This is a genomic window from Paenarthrobacter sp. NEAU-H11, assembly GCF_050573415.1.
Taxonomy (GTDB): Bacteria; Actinomycetota; Actinomycetes; order Actinomycetales; family Micrococcaceae; genus Arthrobacter.
Window position 1 is genome coordinate 226,238 of sequence record NZ_JBNZGA010000006.1, and the last position, 19,353, is coordinate 245,590.

The 19,353-nt window shown below is 59.6% G+C and carries 18 protein-coding genes; 7 read left to right on the forward strand and 11 right to left on the reverse strand.

Annotated features, from left to right (window positions below):
* Window positions 1-4 precede the first annotated feature (4 nt).
* The 8 genes from ACQ3DC_RS10250 to ACQ3DC_RS10285 form a co-directional block, all read right to left on the reverse strand.
* On the reverse strand, window positions 5-913 hold the full coding sequence (locus tag ACQ3DC_RS10250; RefSeq protein WP_430752152.1) for a fumarylacetoacetate hydrolase family protein: 909 nt from the start codon (window positions 911-913) through the stop codon (window positions 5-7).
* A gap of 24 nt (window positions 914-937) precedes the next feature.
* The gene (locus ACQ3DC_RS10255; RefSeq protein ID WP_430752153.1) at window positions 938-1,657 is read right to left on the reverse strand and encodes a hypothetical protein; all 720 of its coding nucleotides are present in this window, start codon (window positions 1,655-1,657) and stop codon (window positions 938-940) included.
* A gap of 217 nt (window positions 1,658-1,874) precedes the next feature.
* A complete protein-coding gene (locus ACQ3DC_RS10260; protein WP_430752154.1) occupies window positions 1,875-3,092 on the reverse strand; it encodes a zinc-binding dehydrogenase in 1,218 nt (405 codons plus the stop codon).
* Window positions 3,093-3,221: 129 nt separating this feature from the next.
* The gene (locus ACQ3DC_RS10265; protein ID WP_430752155.1) at window positions 3,222-4,181 is read right to left on the reverse strand and encodes a fumarylacetoacetate hydrolase family protein; all 960 of its coding nucleotides are present in this window, start codon (window positions 4,179-4,181) and stop codon (window positions 3,222-3,224) included.
* Window positions 4,182-4,189: 8 nt separating this feature from the next.
* A complete protein-coding gene (locus ACQ3DC_RS10270; RefSeq protein WP_430752156.1) occupies window positions 4,190-5,002 on the reverse strand; it encodes an ABC transporter ATP-binding protein in 813 nt (270 codons plus the stop codon).
* A complete protein-coding gene (locus ACQ3DC_RS10275) occupies window positions 4,999-6,018 on the reverse strand; it encodes an ABC transporter substrate-binding protein (protein ID WP_430752157.1) in 1,020 nt (339 codons plus the stop codon). Before ACQ3DC_RS10275 ends, ACQ3DC_RS10270 begins: the two co-directional genes overlap by 4 nt.
* A 39-nt stretch (window positions 6,019-6,057) precedes the next feature.
* The gene (locus tag ACQ3DC_RS10280) at window positions 6,058-6,822 is read right to left on the reverse strand and encodes an ABC transporter permease (RefSeq protein ID WP_430752158.1); all 765 of its coding nucleotides are present in this window, start codon (window positions 6,820-6,822) and stop codon (window positions 6,058-6,060) included.
* A gap of 129 nt (window positions 6,823-6,951) precedes the next feature.
* Entirely contained in the window at window positions 6,952-7,968 is a 1,017-nt protein-coding gene (locus ACQ3DC_RS10285) for an NAD-dependent epimerase/dehydratase family protein (protein WP_104997056.1), read from the reverse strand.
* A gap of 159 nt (window positions 7,969-8,127) precedes the next feature.
* Here ACQ3DC_RS10285 and ACQ3DC_RS10290 point away from each other — a divergent pair, with 159 nt between their 5' ends.
* Window positions 8,128-9,291, forward strand: a complete 1,164-nt coding sequence (locus ACQ3DC_RS10290) for a PucR family transcriptional regulator (protein WP_430752159.1) — start codon at window positions 8,128-8,130, stop codon at window positions 9,289-9,291.
* A 38-nt stretch (window positions 9,292-9,329) separates the two neighbouring features.
* Here the strand turns inward: ACQ3DC_RS10290 and ACQ3DC_RS10295 are convergent, their stop codons facing one another.
* The gene (locus ACQ3DC_RS10295) at window positions 9,330-10,079 is read right to left on the reverse strand and encodes a FadR/GntR family transcriptional regulator (protein ID WP_430752160.1); all 750 of its coding nucleotides are present in this window, start codon (window positions 10,077-10,079) and stop codon (window positions 9,330-9,332) included.
* Window positions 10,080-10,175: 96 nt separating this feature from the next.
* Here ACQ3DC_RS10295 and ACQ3DC_RS10300 point away from each other — a divergent pair, with 96 nt between their 5' ends.
* The 5 genes from ACQ3DC_RS10300 to ACQ3DC_RS10320 all read left to right on the forward strand — a co-directional run bounded on the left by ACQ3DC_RS10300 (window position 10,176) and on the right by ACQ3DC_RS10320 (window position 16,754).
* The gene (locus tag ACQ3DC_RS10300) at window positions 10,176-11,054 is read left to right on the forward strand and encodes a carbon-nitrogen hydrolase family protein (protein ID WP_430752161.1); all 879 of its coding nucleotides are present in this window, start codon (window positions 10,176-10,178) and stop codon (window positions 11,052-11,054) included.
* A gap of 9 nt (window positions 11,055-11,063) precedes the next feature.
* Window positions 11,064-12,413, forward strand: a complete 1,350-nt coding sequence (locus tag ACQ3DC_RS10305) for an APC family permease (protein ID WP_430752162.1) — start codon at window positions 11,064-11,066, stop codon at window positions 12,411-12,413.
* A gap of 318 nt (window positions 12,414-12,731) precedes the next feature.
* Window positions 12,732-15,488 (forward strand): AAA family ATPase, encoded by a 2,757-nt coding sequence (locus ACQ3DC_RS10310; RefSeq protein ID WP_430752163.1) that lies wholly within the window; start codon window positions 12,732-12,734, stop codon window positions 15,486-15,488.
* A gap of 67 nt (window positions 15,489-15,555) precedes the next feature.
* Window positions 15,556-15,927, forward strand: coding sequence for a hypothetical protein (locus ACQ3DC_RS10315; protein ID WP_430752164.1), 372 nt, complete (start codon window positions 15,556-15,558; stop codon window positions 15,925-15,927).
* A gap of 41 nt (window positions 15,928-15,968) precedes the next feature.
* The gene (locus tag ACQ3DC_RS10320; RefSeq protein ID WP_430752165.1) at window positions 15,969-16,754 is read left to right on the forward strand and encodes a carbon-nitrogen hydrolase family protein; all 786 of its coding nucleotides are present in this window, start codon (window positions 15,969-15,971) and stop codon (window positions 16,752-16,754) included.
* An 85-nt stretch (window positions 16,755-16,839) separates the two neighbouring features.
* Here the strand turns inward: ACQ3DC_RS10320 and ACQ3DC_RS10325 are convergent, their stop codons facing one another.
* Window positions 16,840-17,463, reverse strand: a complete 624-nt coding sequence (locus ACQ3DC_RS10325) for an endonuclease/exonuclease/phosphatase family protein (RefSeq protein ID WP_430752166.1) — start codon at window positions 17,461-17,463, stop codon at window positions 16,840-16,842.
* Window positions 17,464-17,545: 82 nt separating this feature from the next.
* The gene (locus ACQ3DC_RS10330; protein WP_430752167.1) at window positions 17,546-18,538 is read right to left on the reverse strand and encodes an HNH endonuclease signature motif containing protein; all 993 of its coding nucleotides are present in this window, start codon (window positions 18,536-18,538) and stop codon (window positions 17,546-17,548) included.
* A 27-nt stretch (window positions 18,539-18,565) separates the two neighbouring features.
* On the opposite strand from ACQ3DC_RS10330, the gene ACQ3DC_RS10335 reads away from it, so the two are divergent.
* Window positions 18,566-18,868 (forward strand): nucleoside triphosphate pyrophosphohydrolase, encoded by a 303-nt coding sequence (locus ACQ3DC_RS10335; RefSeq protein WP_430752168.1) that lies wholly within the window; start codon window positions 18,566-18,568, stop codon window positions 18,866-18,868.
* The last annotated feature ends 485 nt before the right edge of the window (window positions 18,869-19,353 follow it).

Below are 19,353 nucleotides of genomic sequence, written 5' to 3' on the forward strand. Positions count from 1 at the left end.
GTGGCTACCTCGCCGCTGCTCCGGAGGTGGCCTCCTCGGCTTCATCGCGGATTTTCTTCGGCGTTTCCTCGTTGACAGGGCTGACGAACTTGTGAACCATCGAGCCGATTCCCTCGATGGTCGTCGTGAGTACGTCCCCCTCCGAAAGATAGATCTGCGGAGACCGCCCAAGCCCTACGCCCTCTGGCGTACCTGTGAAGATCACGTCGCCCGGATAGAGGGTTACGATCTTGGACAGGTAGGAGACAAGCTGCGGAACCGAGAAGACCAGGTCCGACGTCCGGGAATCCTGTACCGATTCCTCACCCTTGAGGCAGCTCACCCGCAGGTCATCCGGGTTCTCGAATTCATCCGTGGTCACAAGCCAAGGGCCTATGGGAGCGTACTTTTCGAACGACTTGCCCATGCTGAACTGCGGTGAGGTACCTTCCAGTTGCACCTGGCGATCCGAAATGTCCTGCCCTGCAGTCAGGCCAGCCACATGTTCCCACGCGTCTGCTTCGGATACATTCCTTGCCTCCGCCCCTATGACTGCGACCAGCTCAACCTCCCAGTCGACGGAGTTGCCGGATAGCTCGATCGTTCCGGACGGGCCCGTTATGGCGCTTGGGAACTTCGTGAAGACCATCGGGACAGAAGGCACTGGCAGGCCAGATTCCTTGGCATGGTTTACGTAGTTCAGACCTATAGCAAAAACTTGGCGGGGGCGAGGCACTGGTGAACCGAGGGCGTCAAAGTCGAACGGGGCCGACGACGAGAGGTCGGCAGTGCGCGCCCAGCCGACGAATGGTTCCCATTCGTCATACACAGACTGCGGATCGGGGCCGAAACGTCCACCGCTCGCAGCCGCAACATCCACGGCCCCTTCCTCGGTGACGATAGTAAGTCGGTTGGTAACGTTTGCGATGCGCACTTATGTTCCTCCTGGTTATTGGTCTTAGGCTGCGATGTTTGCTGCGGCGCGAAGTTCGTAGAGCAACTGGAACTCCCCGCCGGAGCCTATGGTCTTCGGATCGATCCCGGACCCTTCGATTCCCTTGCCGAATTCCTTGATTACGCGCTCTGCATCGACGCCTGTTTGCAGTTCGGCGAGAATTGTCCACGACGCTGGCAGTGCGCTGGCGGTTGCGAGGCCTTCCCGGGTTGAATCTTTCGCGGAGCTCACTGCGGCGTCTGGTTCCATCAGGCACGCGGTGTGTACAAGGTGTCCTGCGATCACACCCGGCAGCAGCGTATCTGCGATCAGCGTCCGCAACGGTTGTTCGTGGCGACGCTCGGGCGAAAGCTCGATCGCCAGTACGCGGCTGGAGGAACCGAAACCGCGCTGTACGCTGATGACGCAGGCTGCCCGCCGGAACTGCCGGAAGGTGGGGATAACGCGTTGGGTCAGTTCGGTCGGGTTGTTGAGCCGGCGAAGGTATTCCGGCGAATTCAGCACCGAGAGGTCAGCTGTCTCATACACGGTGAGGTAGTTTGCTTCGGCTGAATCGGGTTGGTCAGTTGCTATGAAACGGCGGGCGCGCATAAAACCCGGTGTTGAAACCCGTTCCGGCACATGTTGGTAGTTGTACCAGTCATCGAATGTGGGTACGTCGCTGCGCCCGACCGTGATCCAGTTGACCAAGGCCGCCGCGCCCGACAGTGATTGAAAATGCACGGATAGTTCCTTTCTGAGGCCCGGCTATCTTGTCCGTGGTGGACAGGGGATCAGCAGCTGGGACGTGTCTTTGGCAGTGCCAGGATCGGCGGGACGCGAAGGCGGCGGCCGGGTTGGCTCGGTCGCTGCGGCCAAGCGTGAGGCGGCGATGCAGTTGCTGATCCGGCGGATTTCTGCGTACCCGGCCCGCTCGCTACTAGTCGTGGCGGTTGATTAGCTAGAGAGCATTGGCCCTTGTGAGGTTTTCAAGCTGATGCGAGCCTTCGTCCGGTGTCCATGGCGTCAGCTGTTCCGGGCAGACGATTGCCCTGCCATGGATCTCTCCCTTTTCCATTGCCGTGAAGGCCTTTTGCACGTCAGCGAGCGGATACTTGCGGGTCACGACCTGATCCAGTGCATACCCTCCGGTCTTGGCCATGTCTACTACGAGCGGCAGGTCGCTTCGGGTTCGTGCGCCGAAGGAACCCACGATTGACTGTCCTCTCCGGACGAGGGGCGTAATCGGAACCGAAGCGGTCTGGGTACCCGCAGCGATCCCCACAGCCACCATTCGTCCCCCCTCGCTGAGAAGGGAAATGGCTTGGGCAAAAGTCGCTGGGTGACCTAGTGCTTCGAATGCAACGTTTGCACCTCTCCCTCCCGTCAGCCGCCGTACCGCTTCTACGGCATCCTCTGTGCCTGAGTTGATGGTGAAGTCAGCCCCCAAGGACTTCGCTGCTGCAAGTTTGGCGTCGCTTATATCGATTGCGATGATGGGAGCGGCGCCGGCAAATTTTGCGACTTGGATGAGGCTCGATCCGACCCCGCCAACAGCAACGATGGCGACGGATTCCCCGGCCTCGAGCCGGGCAGCGCGGGTGACTGCCCCGAATGCGGTGAAAGCCGCGCAGCCCAGGACGGCGGCCTCTTCCAGCGGAAGCTCATGAGGCACCGAGGCTAGAGCTGAAAGCGGCACGACTGCATATTCAGCCATGCCGGCCATTGAGTACATGGAGAGGCGGCTGTTGTCAGAGCGGCGAAGCCTGGAGGTCCCGTCGAACAGGTTTCCGTGCAGCCGGTTCTCCTGGAAGAACTGTTCGCACAGGTCGTCGCGCCCCTTGGTGCATGAGTCGCACTTGGTGCATGGCATGATGAATGCCCCGACCACCCGGTCTCCCACAGCTCTTTCCGAGTGGAAGGTACCTTCGCCGATTGCCACGATGGTTCCGCTGATTTCATGGCCGAGCACGGCCGGCGAGGGAAACGCCACTTCGCCCTTCATCACGTGCAGGTCGCTATGGCAGACCCCGCAGGCCGCAATCTTGACCAGGGCTTCGTCCTTTTGTGGTTCCGGGGTAGGAATCGACTCTACGTTGAGCCTGGCCCCTTCGCCGTCCCACACGGCCGCCTTCATCGTGGCCGGAATGACCGGCCCTTGTGGTTCTTCCTTGATCATTTGCAATCCCTGTCTGGTTAAAGCGGTGCTAGGCCGTGGCAAAGCTGCGGTCGGAGATGGGGGGGCTTCGGTCTTCTCACCGCCTGGGTGTGTCAGCCGGACCCGGTAAGCGGGAACTCACGCCCTTACTCACCGCTGGCCCAAAGTATGGAGGGAATCAGCCAAGCCTTTCGACGTGCCCGAGGCCTTCACTTTGCGGCTTCCGTCCGCAGTACTTACCTTGTTGGTGAGTACGCCAATGCCCTCGATTGATACTTCGACGACGTCGCCAGCGTGAAGGAATGCAGCCGGGTGTCGTGTAAAGCCCACTCCCGCTGGTGTTCCAGTGATGATGACGTCTCCGGGTGCGAGCGGCCAAACGGATGAGACATGCCGCACGATGTCCACGACACCGAAAATCATTTGGCTGGTTGATGAGTCCTGGCGTCGCTTCTGGTTTACAGACAGCGAGATCTTGAGATCCTCCGCGCACCCGAGTTCGTCGGCGGTCACCATAAGCGGTCCCATGGGACCGAAGCTCGGAAAGGATTTCGCCGCCATCCATTGGCTTGTCCGTCGCTGCCAGTCCCGGGCCGTCACGTCATTCATGATCGTGTAACCGGCGATGGCATTCCGCGCTTCATCGACATCGGCATGGAATGCCGGCTGTCCGATGACGATTGCGAGTTCTGCCTCATAGTCCACTTCCTGTGATGCTTCAGGCAGGATGATGTCACGCCAGGGCCCCACAATGCAGGATGGGTGCTTAGCGAAGACGACCGGTTCGGATGGGCGAGGTGAACCGGTTTCGGCGGCATGATCCTCGTAGTTGAGGCCAATTCCGATCAGGGATCCGGGGCTTGGTACCGGTGCGAGAATCTCCACCTCCGCTGCAGGCAACCAGTCTTCGGGCCTGGATCCAGCCGCCAGCTCGCTTAAGCGGCCCTTCCAATATGTCCAGTCCTGTAAAACGTCGCGCATACTCACAGCACAGGTCATGTCCTCGGCAGCGGCCCACGAGGTTACCGGCAGCACCTTGGAACCGTCAGCGCTTTCCCGGACTATGGCAAGTGCAGCGAATCCGGACTGATCGTAGGAAATGAGCTTCATGTCATTTCCTACGAAGGATTCTTCACGGCCAACAGGCGGCGGATCTCGCGGCTGACATGATCCACTTCGGGATGGTCCTCGTCGTCCAGCCGCCGGGGTCGGTCGCGATTGAGCTCGAACTCGGCGAGGATGCGTCCGGGCCTTCCTGAAAGGACGATGACCCGGTCTGAAAGCAAAGTGGCTTCCGCGATTGAGTGGGTGATGAAGAGAACGGTGGGACGTCGTTCAATCCACAGCGCTTGCAGGTCGTAGCACATCTGTTCGCGGGTGAGGGCGTCAAGGGCTCCGAAGGGCTCGTCCATGATGATAAGGGGAGGTTCATGCAGAAGCGCCCGGCAGATGCCGACCCTCTGTTGCATGCCGCCGGAAAGCTCATGTGGGCGGTGATTTTCGAATCCGGAAAGGCCCACCTGGGCGAGCAAAGCCTTGGCTTTCGCGGTGGCCTCCTCTTTGGGCATGTCCCTCATCTCGGCTTGCAGGAGCACGTTTGAGATGATCGTCCGCCAGTCCATTAGGAGCGGATTCTGGAAAACGATCCCCAGATCTGAGTGGGGCTTCGTGACCGTGATTCCTCCGACTCGGACGCTGCCGGACGAGGGGCGGATGAGCCCGGCCACTGCCTTAAGGAGCGTCGATTTACCGCATCCGCTGGGCCCCACGACGGATACGAACTCCCCGGCCTTGATCTGCATGTTAATCGGTTCCAAGGCCCTTACGGTCTTGCTGCCCGATTGGTACTCGATCGACAGGTCCTGGATATCGATCGGTGTCCCCGCGCTGCGCTTCATGTTCACTGCCCCTGGCGTTACCGTGTGGCTCATTGTGCGTGCTCATTGGTGTAGTAGAGATCGAGCGGCTTTTCCTGAAGGCCCGTGTTTTCGACGAGAATTTTTTGGGTTTCTTTCCAGTCTGATTCTTCCGTCACGCATGCAGGCTTCCCCTCGGTGGCCTTTGTGTGCAGCAGCGGGATAGTGGCCTCGATCTGCTTCAATGCCAGCTCCCTATCGAAGCGCGGCACACCTTTTACAAAGTGGTCGGCTGCCTTCGCTGGGTTCGCCACCACGAAATCGACAGACTCCTGCGTTGCTTTGATGAAGCGGTCGAGAAGCTCCTTGTTCTGGCTAGCCCAGCTCGTGTTGGTCACGATCGCCATGCTGAGCGTGTCCACGCCAAGTTTCGAGAACGAGAGATAGTCCATGTCTTTGCCCGAACTCTGCTCGACTGCGGGGAGCTGCAGGGTGTAGTAGCCGAGAAAAGCATCCGAGGCTCCTGTCAGTACCGAGTTCTGCTTCGCTGCAGGGTCGGACAGGCCCACCAATTTCACGTCGTCCTTGGACATGCCGTTCTTCGCGAGGACTGCTGGAAATATTTGCGACAGCGAGTCGCCGGGCGTCACAGCCACCGTTTTTCCCGCCAAATCCCGGATCGATGAGATGCCCGCGCCGGCGGGGAATATGGCAGACATAGGGTTGCGCTGTGCCAGAACGCAGGCTGACTTGACGGGTAGCCCCTTGCCCACGCCACCCATCATTGTCCCTGCATCGACGAGACCTACCGGGTCGCTGCCGGATGCCACCAACTGCAATGTCGAGGCAGATCCTGTTCCTTCTTGCGGCTGGAGTTCAATGCCGTGCTTGGCATAAATGCCTTCGACCATTCCGGCAAAAAACCATGGATGGTCGGCCGCTTCAAATGTCCAGTTCAGGCGGATTGGCAGCTTGTCCAATCCCTTGGCCTCGGATCCGGACGGGCTTGAAGCCGGGGTGGCGCAGCCGCTCAAAGCCATAATGGCCGATGCTGCCAAGGCGGTGAACGTAACTTTTTTTCGTGCTTTCACGAGAACTCTCCGATGGGTTCTAGGGAATAAGGACTGTGGTTAGAGTGCAGGTCCGGTGGTGACCGCTGTCTCGGCGCGCTGGGATACGTGCCAGGGAATAGCAAGGCGTTCGATCAACGTCACCGTGTAGTAAACGATCAGACCGAGGACTGTGAGGATGACGATGGCCGCAAACAGCAAGGGCGTGTCCAGGTTGGCGTTCGCCCGCAATAGCAGGTAGCCGAGACCCTCCGTGGCTCCGACGAACTCCCCGACCACTGCTCCGACGACTGCCAACGTTATGGCAACCTTCAACCCGGAAAACAAGTGGGGTAAGGCGGCCGGGAGGCGTACCTTCGTGAAAATAGACCATTTGCCGCCACCCATCGACCTGACCATGCTCGCCATTTCGGGGCTGGAAGAGCGCAGGCCGGTCATAGTGTCAAGCAGGATCGGAAAGAAGCAGATCAAGAACGTGACCAGTACTTTGGGCACGATGCCGAAGCCGAACCAGACGACGAAGAGCGGAGCCAGCGCAATCTTCGGTACGGTCTGTAGCAGAACAAGGAACGGATAGACGATCGTCTCGAACCACTTGAACGAGACGATCAGCATGGCCACGGGAACGCTAATGAGTACGGCGAGTATGAATCCGCTAAGGACCTCGAATGTGGTCACCAGCGTTGCATTCCACAGATCTGCCCGTTCGGTCCATAGAGTGTTTGCCACTTCCGTGGGCAAAGGCAGGATGTACGTGGGGACTTTCAACGACGTCACCAGGACTTGCCAAAGAAGAACCGCGGCGATTCCTACCACCACAGGCATGATCCAAGTCCGATGTTTACCCCAGGCCGCTGCAGCACGGCGTGTTCCGACAGGTCTGGATGCAGGCCGGGGTTGCCTGTCCGTAACGCTCAATGTCATTTGATTGCTTCCTGGCTTGTCGCGTCTGGGCTAGAACTGTCCATTCCGCTGTTGGAATTTTGTTGGTTTTCCTATCGTGGGTCCCTGCGCCTGTGTCCACTCAGATACTCGCTCGATCATCTGATGCAGAGTCACGGAGGGATAGCCGAACTCTCCCTGTAGTGCCGTTCCGTCCATGACATAGGCGGTTTCGTTTTCCTGGCCCTCGAAGGTCACTTCCTTGCCGAACCGCCGCCCGAATTGTTCGGCCAACCACCGGACAGAGACAATTTCCGGTCCTGTGATGTTCAGCTTCCGGGGAGGAGTCGAGGCAAGGTTCAGGCTGCGGATTGCATATTCGGCAACATCGCGCTGCCAGATAACGCTGGCATGGCTCATCTCCAGGCTTACCGGCTTCGAATCGAAAACCGTCTGGGCGATTTCCTGGAGGACCCCGTACCGGGTTTCGATCGAGTAACCGAGCCGGAAGATAAGCAGCGGGGTCTCATTCTTGAGGGCGAAGTGTTCGAATACCCGCTCCCGTCCCACGCAAGAAGCGGCGTATTCGCCGAGAGGACCTGGTGCGTCGGACTCTGTCGATCCGCCGTGGCGCACATCGGCCATGGGGTAGGTCAGGAGTGTCGAGAAGGCCACGATCCTGGAGTCCCGAAACTTTTGGGCGACACGGCCCGGAAGGTACGAATTCATCATCCAGGTGAAGTGCTCGTTGCCCGTCGTCCCGAATTTGGCCCCGGCCATGTAAATGACATTTTTGGTGTCCGGCAGGGAGTCCAGTTGCTGGTCGTCGGTGAGATCCACTGCCAAAGTCCTGACTCCATGAGAGTCAAGGAGGGTTCGGGTTTCGGGGTCCGAGAAACGGGCGATCCCGAAAACTTCCTTATTCAGGCCGGCCTTATCAATTGCCCGTTTCGCCATGATGGCGACACTGGGGCCGACCTTTCCTCCGACGCCGAGTACCGCAATGTCTCCTTCTAGGGAGGCGATGTCCTGGATCAGTTCTTCGGAAGGCGTCGTCAGATCGGATTCAATGTCGAGAGGAAAGTTCATATTTTCTCCTTGCGGGTTCACGCACGTCGTCGTGCGTTGCTCCAATGCTGACATGTGGGAAAGACCCAAAGAAGAGGGCAAACCCCCACCGTTGGGCGCTATCATATTGTGATGGTTTCACAATCAGGGGCCCGCAGGTATGATCCGGACATTGCACGCTTGACGTCCGAAGTGGTGGACCTGATCTGGAACGAACTGCCCGGGTACTCGGCCGATATGTTGCAGAAGCCGGATCTGATCAGGTCTGTGGAACGCTACGTTAGGCTCACCATCAACGTGCTGCGACGCGGCGAAGCGCCCACATTCGGCGAGCTTGCGATAGAGAGTGATCTCGGAAGCCGGCGTGCGAAGCAGAATGTCCCATTGGAATCGGTCATTCTGGCGTTCCGCGTGACTGAACGGGTCCTCCTGCTGGATGTCTTGTCGGACCGCCATCGGTGGCCGCTAAAGTTGACCCGGCATTATGCGGATTTGGTAATTGACACGTTCGACCGACTTTCCCAGCACACGGTCAATTCATATCGTGAGACCTACTCCGTGCTGGAGTCGCTGCATGAACGCGCGCAGAGCGACTTGATGGATGCGCTCATAAGCGGTATCGCGCTTCATCCCGCGCAATTGTCGACGTGGGCGCAGATGCTTTCGGTGGAGCCCGGCCGCCCATACCTGGCGGTGGCCATAGCGACCGAGGGAGAAAAGGACCCTTTGAAGGCGCTTCGCCTGCGGACCAGGTTCACGCTTGCCCTGCAGCCGTCCGCTGTGGGGCCGGTCCTGTTCGGAGGAACCTCGGCAGCGCAAGTCGGCTTATTTTCTCCCGCTGGCCCGGTTGCCAGAGTGCTCGAAAATTTAAAGTCGACCATCGCAGGGCTTCACTGGGACGGGCGCCTCATCGTCGGTGTCGGCACTATCGGCGAGGATCTCGCAAGTGCTGGCTCTTCTTGTCTTGAAGCCTTGTCGGCCGCGGATGTGGGCATGCGCCAAGAGCGGCGGCAAGCCGTAGTCACTTATGAAGCTGTCTTGGTCGACTCTTTGCTATTGGACCGGGCTAAGACCTCCGATGCTTTGATGGCCACCCGATTGCGGCCGCTGGAAGACCACCCGCATCTGCTGAAGACACTCCAGGCCTTGGTAGACAATGACTTCTCTCAATCCAAAACTGCGAGGAGCCTCTTTGTGCACATCAACACAGTGGCCCACCGACTGAAGAAGATACAGACTTTGACCGGGTACGATCCGCTACGGCTAAATGACCTGTTGGAACTTGCCCTGGCTATTCGCTACCGCAATCTGACGCGAGGGGATACGGCAGGCGCGGATCACTGAGCTGGCGAGAAGACCTTTTTATTAGTCGGGAGAGGCCTCTAATGAGCCGCCTTCTTTAGTCCCATGAACATCGTCCGGTGCAGGATATCCACGTGCTTCCGGGCGACCTCGACGGCGTCCTGGACATCTCCGGCGCGGAGGGCTGCAACCAGGGCGATGTGGTCCTGGTTGGACTTGTGAAGCTTCTCGATGGGGTAGGGGATGAAGTAGTCGTAAAGTTCGGCGAGCGTCTCGTGATAAACCTCGACGGCGGAGTCCAGACATGATGCAGTGCCCACCAGCTGATGGAACTGCTCGTCCATCCGGTGGTAGTACGACCAGTCGGTCGCGTTAGCCATTTCCCGGGTCAGCCGCTCCAGCTCATCCAGCTGCTGGCCAGTGGCGTTGACCGCTGCGTAATGCGTTACCGCGCATTCGAACAGCAGCCGCCGGTCCACCAGCCGGTTCACGGCCCGGGACTCGGCCGGGGACGCGGAAAGTGACGCCAGAACATCAGTAGGCGGCGAGTCCGCCACGAACGTTCCGCCCGCCCGGCCGCGGCGCCGCACCACCACACCCTGCTCTGCCAGGCTGGCCAAAGCACGGCGGGCCGTAATCGGGCTGACCGACAAGCCCAGGGCAACGTCCTCCTGGTCCGGAAGCCGCTCACCCGGTTTCAGCAGCCCCAGCGAAATCGCCATGCCAATCCGCATCCGCACAGCATCCATCGCACTGCGGCGCTCCATCCCAGGCATCCTGCCGGCGCCGAGGGGTGGGGGCTCGACGGTGTCCTCCAGCTGACGGGTCATATCCGCTACTTTACGGCCCACGCCGGCCCCCTTCCCTTTATTGGATCATTCTGATCTAATATAACCCGGATCACACCCCAACGCGGAGAAAAACCCATGCAACGCATCCTTCCCCTCATCGCCGCCCAGGCCCGGCCGCGGCTCATCGGCGAGCCCGTCTCAGCCTTCGCCGATGAGGTCAAAGCAGCACTCGAGGTGCAACCGCACAGCAAGCTGGTGGTCTTCCCCGAGCTGCACCTCTTCGGCGACCAAAGCCCGGACCTCCAAAGAACCGAAATGCTCCAGGCGAGCGCCCAGCCGCTGGACGGCCCACGGGTCAAAGAGCTGAAACAGCTGGCCAAAGACCTCAACATCTGGCTGGTCCCCGGCAGCGTCTGCGAACGCGGCCCGGAAGGCCAGCTGTTCAACACCCAGCTGGTCCTGTCCCCGGAAGGGGAGCTGGCCGGCTACTACCGGAAGATCTTCCCCTGGCGCCCGTTCGAGCCCTACGATCCCGGCGACCGGTTCACCACCGTGGACCTGCCCGGCATCGGCAGGGTGGGCCTGAACATCTGCTACGACGCCTGGTATCCGGAGGTGTCCCGCCAGCTCGCCTGGATGGGCGCCGAGGTGATCCTCAATGTCGTCAAAACCACCACCCCGGACCGCAAACAGGAACTGACCCTCGCCAAGGCCAACGCCATCGTCAACCAGGTGTTTATGGTCAGCGTCAACTGCGCCGGCCCCACCGGAATGGGCCGGAGCATCATCGTCGACCCGGAGGGCAACACCCTCGCCGAAGCCCAAGGCGATCAACCCCAGCTGCTCACCGCGGAATTGGACCTGGCCGCCGTCGACCATGTCCGAACGCACGGCACGGAGAACCTCAACCGCCCCTGGTCGCAGTTCCGCGAGGGGGAGCCCGCCGTCGAACTTTCCGTCTACCAAGGCCGCATCAACCCGGCCACCTGGACACCGCCGTCCTACAAGCCCTAAGGAAACACCGTGACAACAACCCTCACCCGCACGCTGAAGCTGCCCTCGCTGGTCCTGTTCGGTCTGGCGTACCTGACCCCGATCATCGTCCTGGGGATCTTCGGCATCATCGCCGAAACCACCGGCGGCGCCGCGCCCGCCGCGTACCTCGTGGCGCTCGTGGCCATGCTGTTCACCGCGCACAGCTACGGCCGGATGGCCATCGCCTACCCCGTGGCCGGCTCCGCCTACACCTACGTCCGCCGCTCCATCGATCCCCGGGTCGGGTTCCTGGTGGGCTGGGCCGTGCTGCTGGACTACCTCTTCCTCCCCATGGTCATCTGGCTCATCGGCGGCTCCTACCTGAGCGCCCAGTTCCCCGGCATCCCCATCGGCGTCTGGATCGTGGGCTTCATCGTCATCACCACGCTGCTGAACATCCTGGGCATCAAGGTGGCGGATAAGGCCAACTACGTGCTGATGGCGTTCCAGCTGCTGGTCCTCGTGTTCTTCGTGGCACTGGCCATCGGCAGCGTGGTGTCCGCCAACGGCGCCGGGGGACTGGCCAGCGGCCAGCCGTTCTTCAACGACACCGCCAGCTTCGCCACCATCTCCGCAGGCGCGGCCATCGCCGCGTACTCGTTCCTGGGGTTCGACGCCGTCACCACCCTCACCGAGGAGACCATCAACCCGCGCCGGACCGTGCCGCGCGCCATCATGCTGGTGGCCCTGATCGGCGGCGGCATCTTCGTGGCGGTGTCCTACGTGACCCAGCTGGTCCACCCCGGCGGCGTGTTCGAGGACTCGGCCTCCGCGGCCAGTTCCATCGCCCTGCAGATCGGCGGGCAGCTGTTCGGCGCCGTGTTCCTGGCCGGCCTGGTGGTGGCGCAGTTCGCCTCCGGCCTCGCGGCGCAGGCCAGCGCCTCCCGCCTGCTGTACGCGATGGGCCGCGACTCGGTCCTGCCCAGGGCGGTCTTCGGCAAGCTCAGCGAGAAGTTCCACACCCCGGTGGCGAACCTGGTGATCACCGGCGTCGTGGGCCTGATCGCGATCTTCCTGGACGTGGCCACGTCGACGTCGTTCATCAACTTTGGTGCCTTCACCGCCTTCACGCTGGTGAACGCCTCGGTGGTGTTCCACTACGTGCGCCAGCGCCGGGCCGGGCAGCAGCTGAACCCGGTGTCCTACGTGGTGGTCCCGGTGATCGGCGCTATCATCTGCGCCTACCTGCTCTCCCAGCTGGACAGCAACGCCATTACGCTGGGACTGTCCTGGCTGGTGCTGGGCGTCCTGGTCCTGGCCCTGATCACCCGGGGCTTCAAGGCCGCGCCGCCGGAGATGGCGGCCACGGAGAAGGCGACGGTTGAGGCCGCTGCATAAATCTTGCAGTTGCTTCAATAACCTCCAACCGCGAAAGTGTCCCTGCGCCGCTGCCAAGGCATGGCCTTGGAACCGTGTGGTCGAGAGTCGAACGAGCCCGGCTGGCGGGCCTTGGCATTCACTCCAGTTCACACGGCTCAGATCGTTTCACGTCGGACAATGCCCGTCATGAGGGCGATTATGCATCAAAAATGCGTCGAGCCGTGAACCACCCAATACAACTGGACTGTGTTAGGTTGTGCATCAACGATCCGATTGCCACCCCTTTCAGGCGAAAGCTGAGGATCGGCGTTTTAGGAGTTTAGGTGTGGGGCGGCTATGGACGGCTTGAATGCCACTGAACTTGTTTCTAACCTCTTGGAAGTCTGGTGTTCGTCGGGTCCAACCGTCGCAGTCTTGGAGGGGTTCAGCGGGACGGGCAAAACCGCAGTTGCCAGGAAAGTGCAGAAGGCTTGGCTAGGCCCGACCGTGTTCGTAACTGCGCCGGACCAAGGCGCCAATCTCGAGGATCTGCTCTTCGAGATCGCGGCCAAGCTGGAAGCTGGAGGAAACAAGACCGTAGCCGATGCGGCCAATGGCGACTTTCGCAAGGGACTGAAAGAATTTCTCAGGTCTCCAGCCCTCGTGATTATTGATGACTTCGATGAGTTGTTAGACCCAGCGTCGCGAGCAGTTGACCCGGAAATAGCTGACTTTCTCAGAGATTTGAGTCGCTCTCATGAAGCAGGGCGGCTGCTCATTGTCACGAATCAGACGCCAGCGGATGCGTCTTGGTTGTCCGAGAGCAAAATCGTCACTTTGGCTCCTCCAGCCAAGCTTGAAGCGGAAGGCATACTCCTCGCGATGCTCAAGGACCGGGGCCTTGAAAACGAGGTCCCGAGGGAAATGATGGGCGATGTCGTTGCCTGGCTAGGACGAAATCCGCGTGCCATGCAAGCCTTCGTCGGATGCTTGCGGGACGAGCCACTTGACGATCTGATAGGGATAGACGACGAAACTTGGCAGCTACGAGACCAGACTAGGTCTCGTAAGCTGCTGGGCCGGCTGGAGAAGGCATTCCTCCGAAAAACGATTGACCGGCTTGAACCGGAATCGCTACTGGTACTCGAAGGGCTTTCCGTCTACAGGAAGCCTTTCCTAAATGAAGCTATAGCTGCAGTAGCTCCCAGCGGTGTAGCGGCACCCCGCGCTCGTGACGAATTAACGAGCCGCTTTCTCCTTTCGCATACTGGCAAGCTGTACTCTTTGAACCCCGTGGCTCGACAGCTTTGTCAGGCAAGGCTATCCGGCGACCGCAGACGTCTTCGGCTGTCGCACAGCAAGGCAGCGGATCATTTTCAAAAACGAGTTGCTCATACGGGCGCACATTCTGGTGCCAGGTCCATTTATCGATCTGGATCGGACTTTGTTGAAGCCCGCTTTCACCTTTTCAGTTCAGGGAGAGAAGCAGAATTCGAAAATATTGCTGGTGATTTTCGCCGACTGCTTCTGCAAAACTACCAATATGTCAAGAGCGTTCCCTCTGAAGCGGTGCAGTTAGGGCAATTACTCGAACTACTCAAATTCGCCTTGCACGATGGGGACAAGGGTTACAGCAGGTTGAGAAGGCTGCTCGTCGACTTGTTCCTTGAGCGTAACCGGGTTGGTGATAATGTTCAGGCTTACCATCAGATCAATCTGGTGTGTCGAGAATCGCACGATCCCGGGTCTTGGCTGCTAAGAATTCGACTCACATCGGAACTCGAATCCCCCCAGGCTCTTCGGGCGGTAGGCGGACAGGCATTGGAAACACTTTCGCATCCCAACGCGGCAACTGTTTGCGCACAGTGCGCCGAGGCTCTCTCTCTGCAGGGGCAAAACAAACTCGCGCTGAGCTTACTCGAGGATGCTTTGCGGGTGGTTGGACCCGAGCATCGGGTGATTTTGTACTCGCACCTGGGCTTCGTACTGGCTAAGGGGGGCCAGCGGCGTGAAGCGGCACGTCGGCTGCTGGATGGCTTCAAGGAAGTACGAAGCCTAGCGAAGTACGCGGCACGTCTTTTTGAGCAGGCCGTCTTCATGTCGTTTCAGCAGCGTGATATGGCGGGAATTCGTGCCGCCCAGTTGAACATCTCTCGCGAGTTAGAACCCGACAAGTACTACTTGTGCGAGATCCTGGCGCTTCAGCTTGAGGGGGCTTATGCAGCAGCCGCCAAACTAGGTAGCGAACATACATATTCCTATGTGGCGATAGCCGCTCAAACAGCGTTTTGTTGGCTGTCTGTGGGAGATGTCAAGAGGGCTGTCGAAGCTGCGCGGCGTCTCGACCGTACTTCGGTAAGTTCCTGGCTCAGGGCCCTTATTGCGATCTGCCAAGAAGCGGGTGAAATCTATATTGCCATGATGGCGCAATACATGGGAAGAGAATTGGCGGAAGCTGAGTTGGGGGATAATTTCTTGTGGCTGCGAATCTGGAGCGATATCCCGGAAGGAATGGGTCCTTATCCGGCCTTTTACTTTCCAGTTTTACCGGCATGCTTAACTCAGCTCGATCACGAAATCCACCATTCCTCCGGAAGTCCTATTTCCATCGATTTCGCAGATCTTAACTCCTTACGGCTTCCCATGATTGAATCTAGACACAACAGGGAAATACTACAGGAATCATCAGCGTCTCCACGGTCATTTATTGCTGAAGAGCAACCGGGAAGACTAACCATAAATGTGAATTATAATGAAGGGATTCGAACGATGGCAAGCAAAAACGAGTTCAATGGTCCTGTTACTGCCGGCGTCATAGGAGATGGGGCGAAGCTATATTCACCTTCCTTTCATCAGAACTCCTCACCTCAGATAGAACTTAGCGCCGAGCTGATCAATGAACTGCAAAAAATTGTGGCTTCGGCCGGTTCCCAACCAGCGGCGATTCGAGAGGTGGAACAAGTCCAAATGGCCCTTGACTCGGCCGCAAGTGGAGATGCAGAAAGTGTTCGCTCCCATCTTAGAGCCGCGGGACGTTGGGCCTTGGATAAGGCGACGGACCTAGGGACAGAAATTGCGAAGGAAGCTATTATTCGTTCCATGGGGCCTTTCTGAGAAGAGTTCATATACCGTCCTGCCCAAGGCGGTCTTCGGCCGGCTCAGCGAGAGGTTCCACACCCCGGTGGCGAATCTGGTGGTCACCGGGATCGTGGGCCTGATTGCCATCTTCCTGGACGTGGCCACGTCGACGTCGTTCATCAACTTCGGTGTCTTCACCGCCTTCACGCTGGTGAACGCCTCGGTGGTGTTCCACTATGTGCGCCAGCGCCGCGCCGGGCAGCAGCTGAACCCGGTGTCCTACGTGGTGGTCCCGGTAATCGGCGCGATCATTTGCGCCTACTTGCTCTCCCAGCTGGACAGCAACGCCATTACGCTGGGTGTGTCTTGGCTGGTGCTGGGCGTGCTGGTCCTGGCCCTGATCACCCGCGGCTTCAAGGCCTCGCCGCCGGAGATGACCGCCACCGAGAAGGCGACGGTCGAGGCCGCCGCCTGAGCCTGACAGTTTGTGATGTGGCCACCGGGCCGAGGGAAGGAATGCTCGTGAGGATAGCGCTGGGGCAGCTGGAATCGGGCGCCGACATCCGGGCCAACCTCGCCGCGATCGACCGGTTCGCTGCCGAGGCAGCGCGCGACGGCGCATCGCTGGTCGCCTTCCCGGAGTACGCCACCTACGAGAAGAAAAAGGTGGACGCGACGTTCCCCGCGGTGGCCGAGCCGCTGGACGGGCCGGTCTGCCGGGAGCTCGCCAGCATAGCCGCCCGCCACCGCATCGCGCTGGTGGCGGGCGTGGTGGAGACCTCGGACGAGCCGGGCCGGGCGTACAACACGCTGGTGGCGTTCGGGCCCGACGGCGGCCGGCTGGCTTTCTACCGGAAGATCCACCTTTTCGACGCGCAGGGCTCCGGGGAATCGACATTCATCAAGCCGGGGCCGTCCACCGATCCGGTGGTGTTCGAGCACGGGGGAGTGCGGTTCGGGCTGATGACCTGCTACGACCTGCGGTTCCCGGAGCTGGCCAGGTCACTGGCCGACGCCGGCGCGCAGGTTCTGCTGGTCTGCTCGTCCTGGGTGCCGGGCGAGCACAAGACCGAGCAGTGGCTGGCGTTGAACGCGGCGCGGGCTATCGAGAACAGCGTCTACGTGTCGGGAGTATGCCAGGCACCGTCGGTGTCCGTGGGGCGGAGCGTGCTGGTGGGCCCGATGGGAGTTGTTGAAGCGGACCTTGGGCTGGAGCCGGGCGTCCTGGTCGTGGAGGTGTCTCTGGAGACGGTGGACCGGGTGCGGGAGTCGTTCCCGATGTTCCGGCAGCGGCGGCTGTAGTTGGGTTCCGGGGACCAGCGAAGGGCAGCAATATGCCACTAAGCCTCTTCAATGTCGAGGATTAGTGGCATGTGTTCGCTGTACGTCAGCCAGTCCTCTGGCCGGCCGATCTCCATCGATGCTGGTTTCCGCCAAGGAACGCGTAATCGATGTGATGGCCGAAGTGAAGTTTCTTCGTGTGAAAGTAAGTCTTTATTATCTCCTGGCCGTGGGGCAGGCCGTGGCTCTTGTGGTAAACGCTCTGCAGACCGAGCGCCTCCAGCTTTTTCACTAGCATCGAATGGTTCCGGCCGGGATGCTCTCGGTCCCAAACAGTATTGCTGTTGAAGTCACCAATGATCAATGAAGGTGCTGACGATAAGAAGCTGGCGTGACGATCGATAACCTCATGGGCTACCCGCACATACTTGAGATCTTTATCCCGGACATGAGACCAAAGCCCGATTACGTTCAGACCATCCACGCTGAACGGAATATGCCAAGGCAGCAGCGTGCCGGCCTCGTGATGCATGTAAGAACGGTTCGTGAAGCCGATAATGCCCAGCCCCTTGTGCGGGTTGGAACCCACCCATGCCTTGAAGGGCGCCTCAGTTTCCTCGATGTCTCTTTGAGACGTTTCGGGCAAGATTGCGATGTCAGGGTTTAGCGCCTCCACGAGAGGGCGCTTCTTTGAGAAGCCCATGGCACAGTTCCAGGAAACGATTCTCATGGTCGGTCAGCCTTGAGATTGAGAACTGCATGGTCGAGGCGCTGGAACTCGTCCGGATAACGCGCAGCAGAATCCACGGTAGTTAAAGCACTGACGCCAAAAACTTGTGCCACGAACCTTCCCCAGCTTGGAAGCCTCCTAGGGCAAGTGACAGTTCGAGTGTCCGGCGAAGGGGGTGGGGTGAGAGCATGATTGCCTCATTTCGCTGTCCAAGCCGGAAAATCTCAACACGCGTAGGGGGTCGATTGCTCTTCTGACCGTTGCAGGAAGCGTGCGCCGGGGCGAGGTTCCAGACGGCATCAAGATCTATATGCGGATCAATCACTGCTCTCCCGCTATTCATTAATGAGAATGGAAAAACGTGATCAATGGCGACAGAATCAAATGGTTCAAGGGGTTCCCAACAGATGAGGCATCGGCCGTACTGGAAGCCGACGACAGCAGCCGTCAGACCCGCCACCGGTCGTCTGCGCCGTTTCTCAAGGAGATGTTCCAAGCTGAGATCAACCCCGAGTCCCTGCCCCATCAGACTTTGTCCGACTCCGCTAGCAAACGATGCTTCGACGATCTGCCAACGCGCGTCCAGCTCTGAGCTCAAACTGTGCAGTTCGGTGGAACCGGCCACAGCCTTCAAAGCCGCGGTGAAGTCTACAACGGCGTCCCGCCCCGATGCCCTGAGTGAATAGAAGCGGTGGGGTGTCTCGACGCCTCCACGCAGGTTGTGAAACTTCTGCATCACCATGCCTGGCATCGCGCGCACTGCTGCGTCCACCAGCTCTTCCGTCGGAGGAGCATCGACTGGAAACGCTTCACGGAACTTGTTGACCAAGGTAAGGAAATCCTTCGGCGCTAGCTTCATGGACGCAGGCGCTTGCGGGCCATCAGCAGAGTGCCTAATTATTGCTGAGGTGTATGAGGTGGCGAGCTCCCGTAGTGTGACGGAAGAGCGACCCTCGCTGGCATGCTCAATCAGAGCATCTGCAAGGGCGAACTTATAAGTTCGAGCGTTGGCGCCCATCAGCACGGCCAGCCGCCAGGCAGTCGAAGCAGTCGGATGTGCTGAGTAGAACCCCATCGTGCAAGTATCGGAAGGACGTCTGAATTGGGCAAATTAGTAAGGGACCGGATCCCGGAAATCATGACATCCGCCGGGTTGAGACCTGACACCCGCATTCTTGACTCCGATGCTTATCTGGACAGTCTTCTCGAGAAGTTGGTCGAAGAAGCCGAGGAACTTCGCGATGCTGATGCTAGTCATCGTCTGGAGGAGGCAGCGGATGTTCTCGAGGTATTCACAGCCTTACTCGACAACCTTGGGTATTCGCTTGCAGAAGTGGCCGAGGCGGCAACCGTAAAGCGTCACAAGCGTGGCGGATTTAGTCAGCGAATATGGTTGGAAGGCTAGGCGGGCGTGCCACCACGTCCAACTGCGTCTGAGGTCGCGCTGACAGGAGAATTTCCAGCGCCGGGGAGGAGCGGAGTCCCCACGTCCATCCGGTTACAGCATTGAGCGAAGGAGCCCGGCTAGGGCTGGGACCTGGACTGTATGGGGGGCAACGCCCTGTACCAAGAAGGCATGCACCTCCGATACAAGCTCCAGTGGAGTGACCAGCCGGATGGGTGCCCGGCCGGGTAGTGGGAACATACCTGCACGCTCCACCGACGGCAAGGAGAGCCTTCCGGTCGGTGAGTGCAGCACCGTCCAACCCTCAACCACATAACCGGGATATGAGGCACGAATTGCCTCAACACCTGCTCCTAGTCCGAAGGCCTTAAGCTCCCGGCCGTTGCGGAAGAGCTGCTTGTTGTCCCACCAATAGACGCCGTCGGCCCACATTTTGGAGTCGATCAGGGCGATCCTGTTTCCGGCGATAACAGCGTGATCCAGGC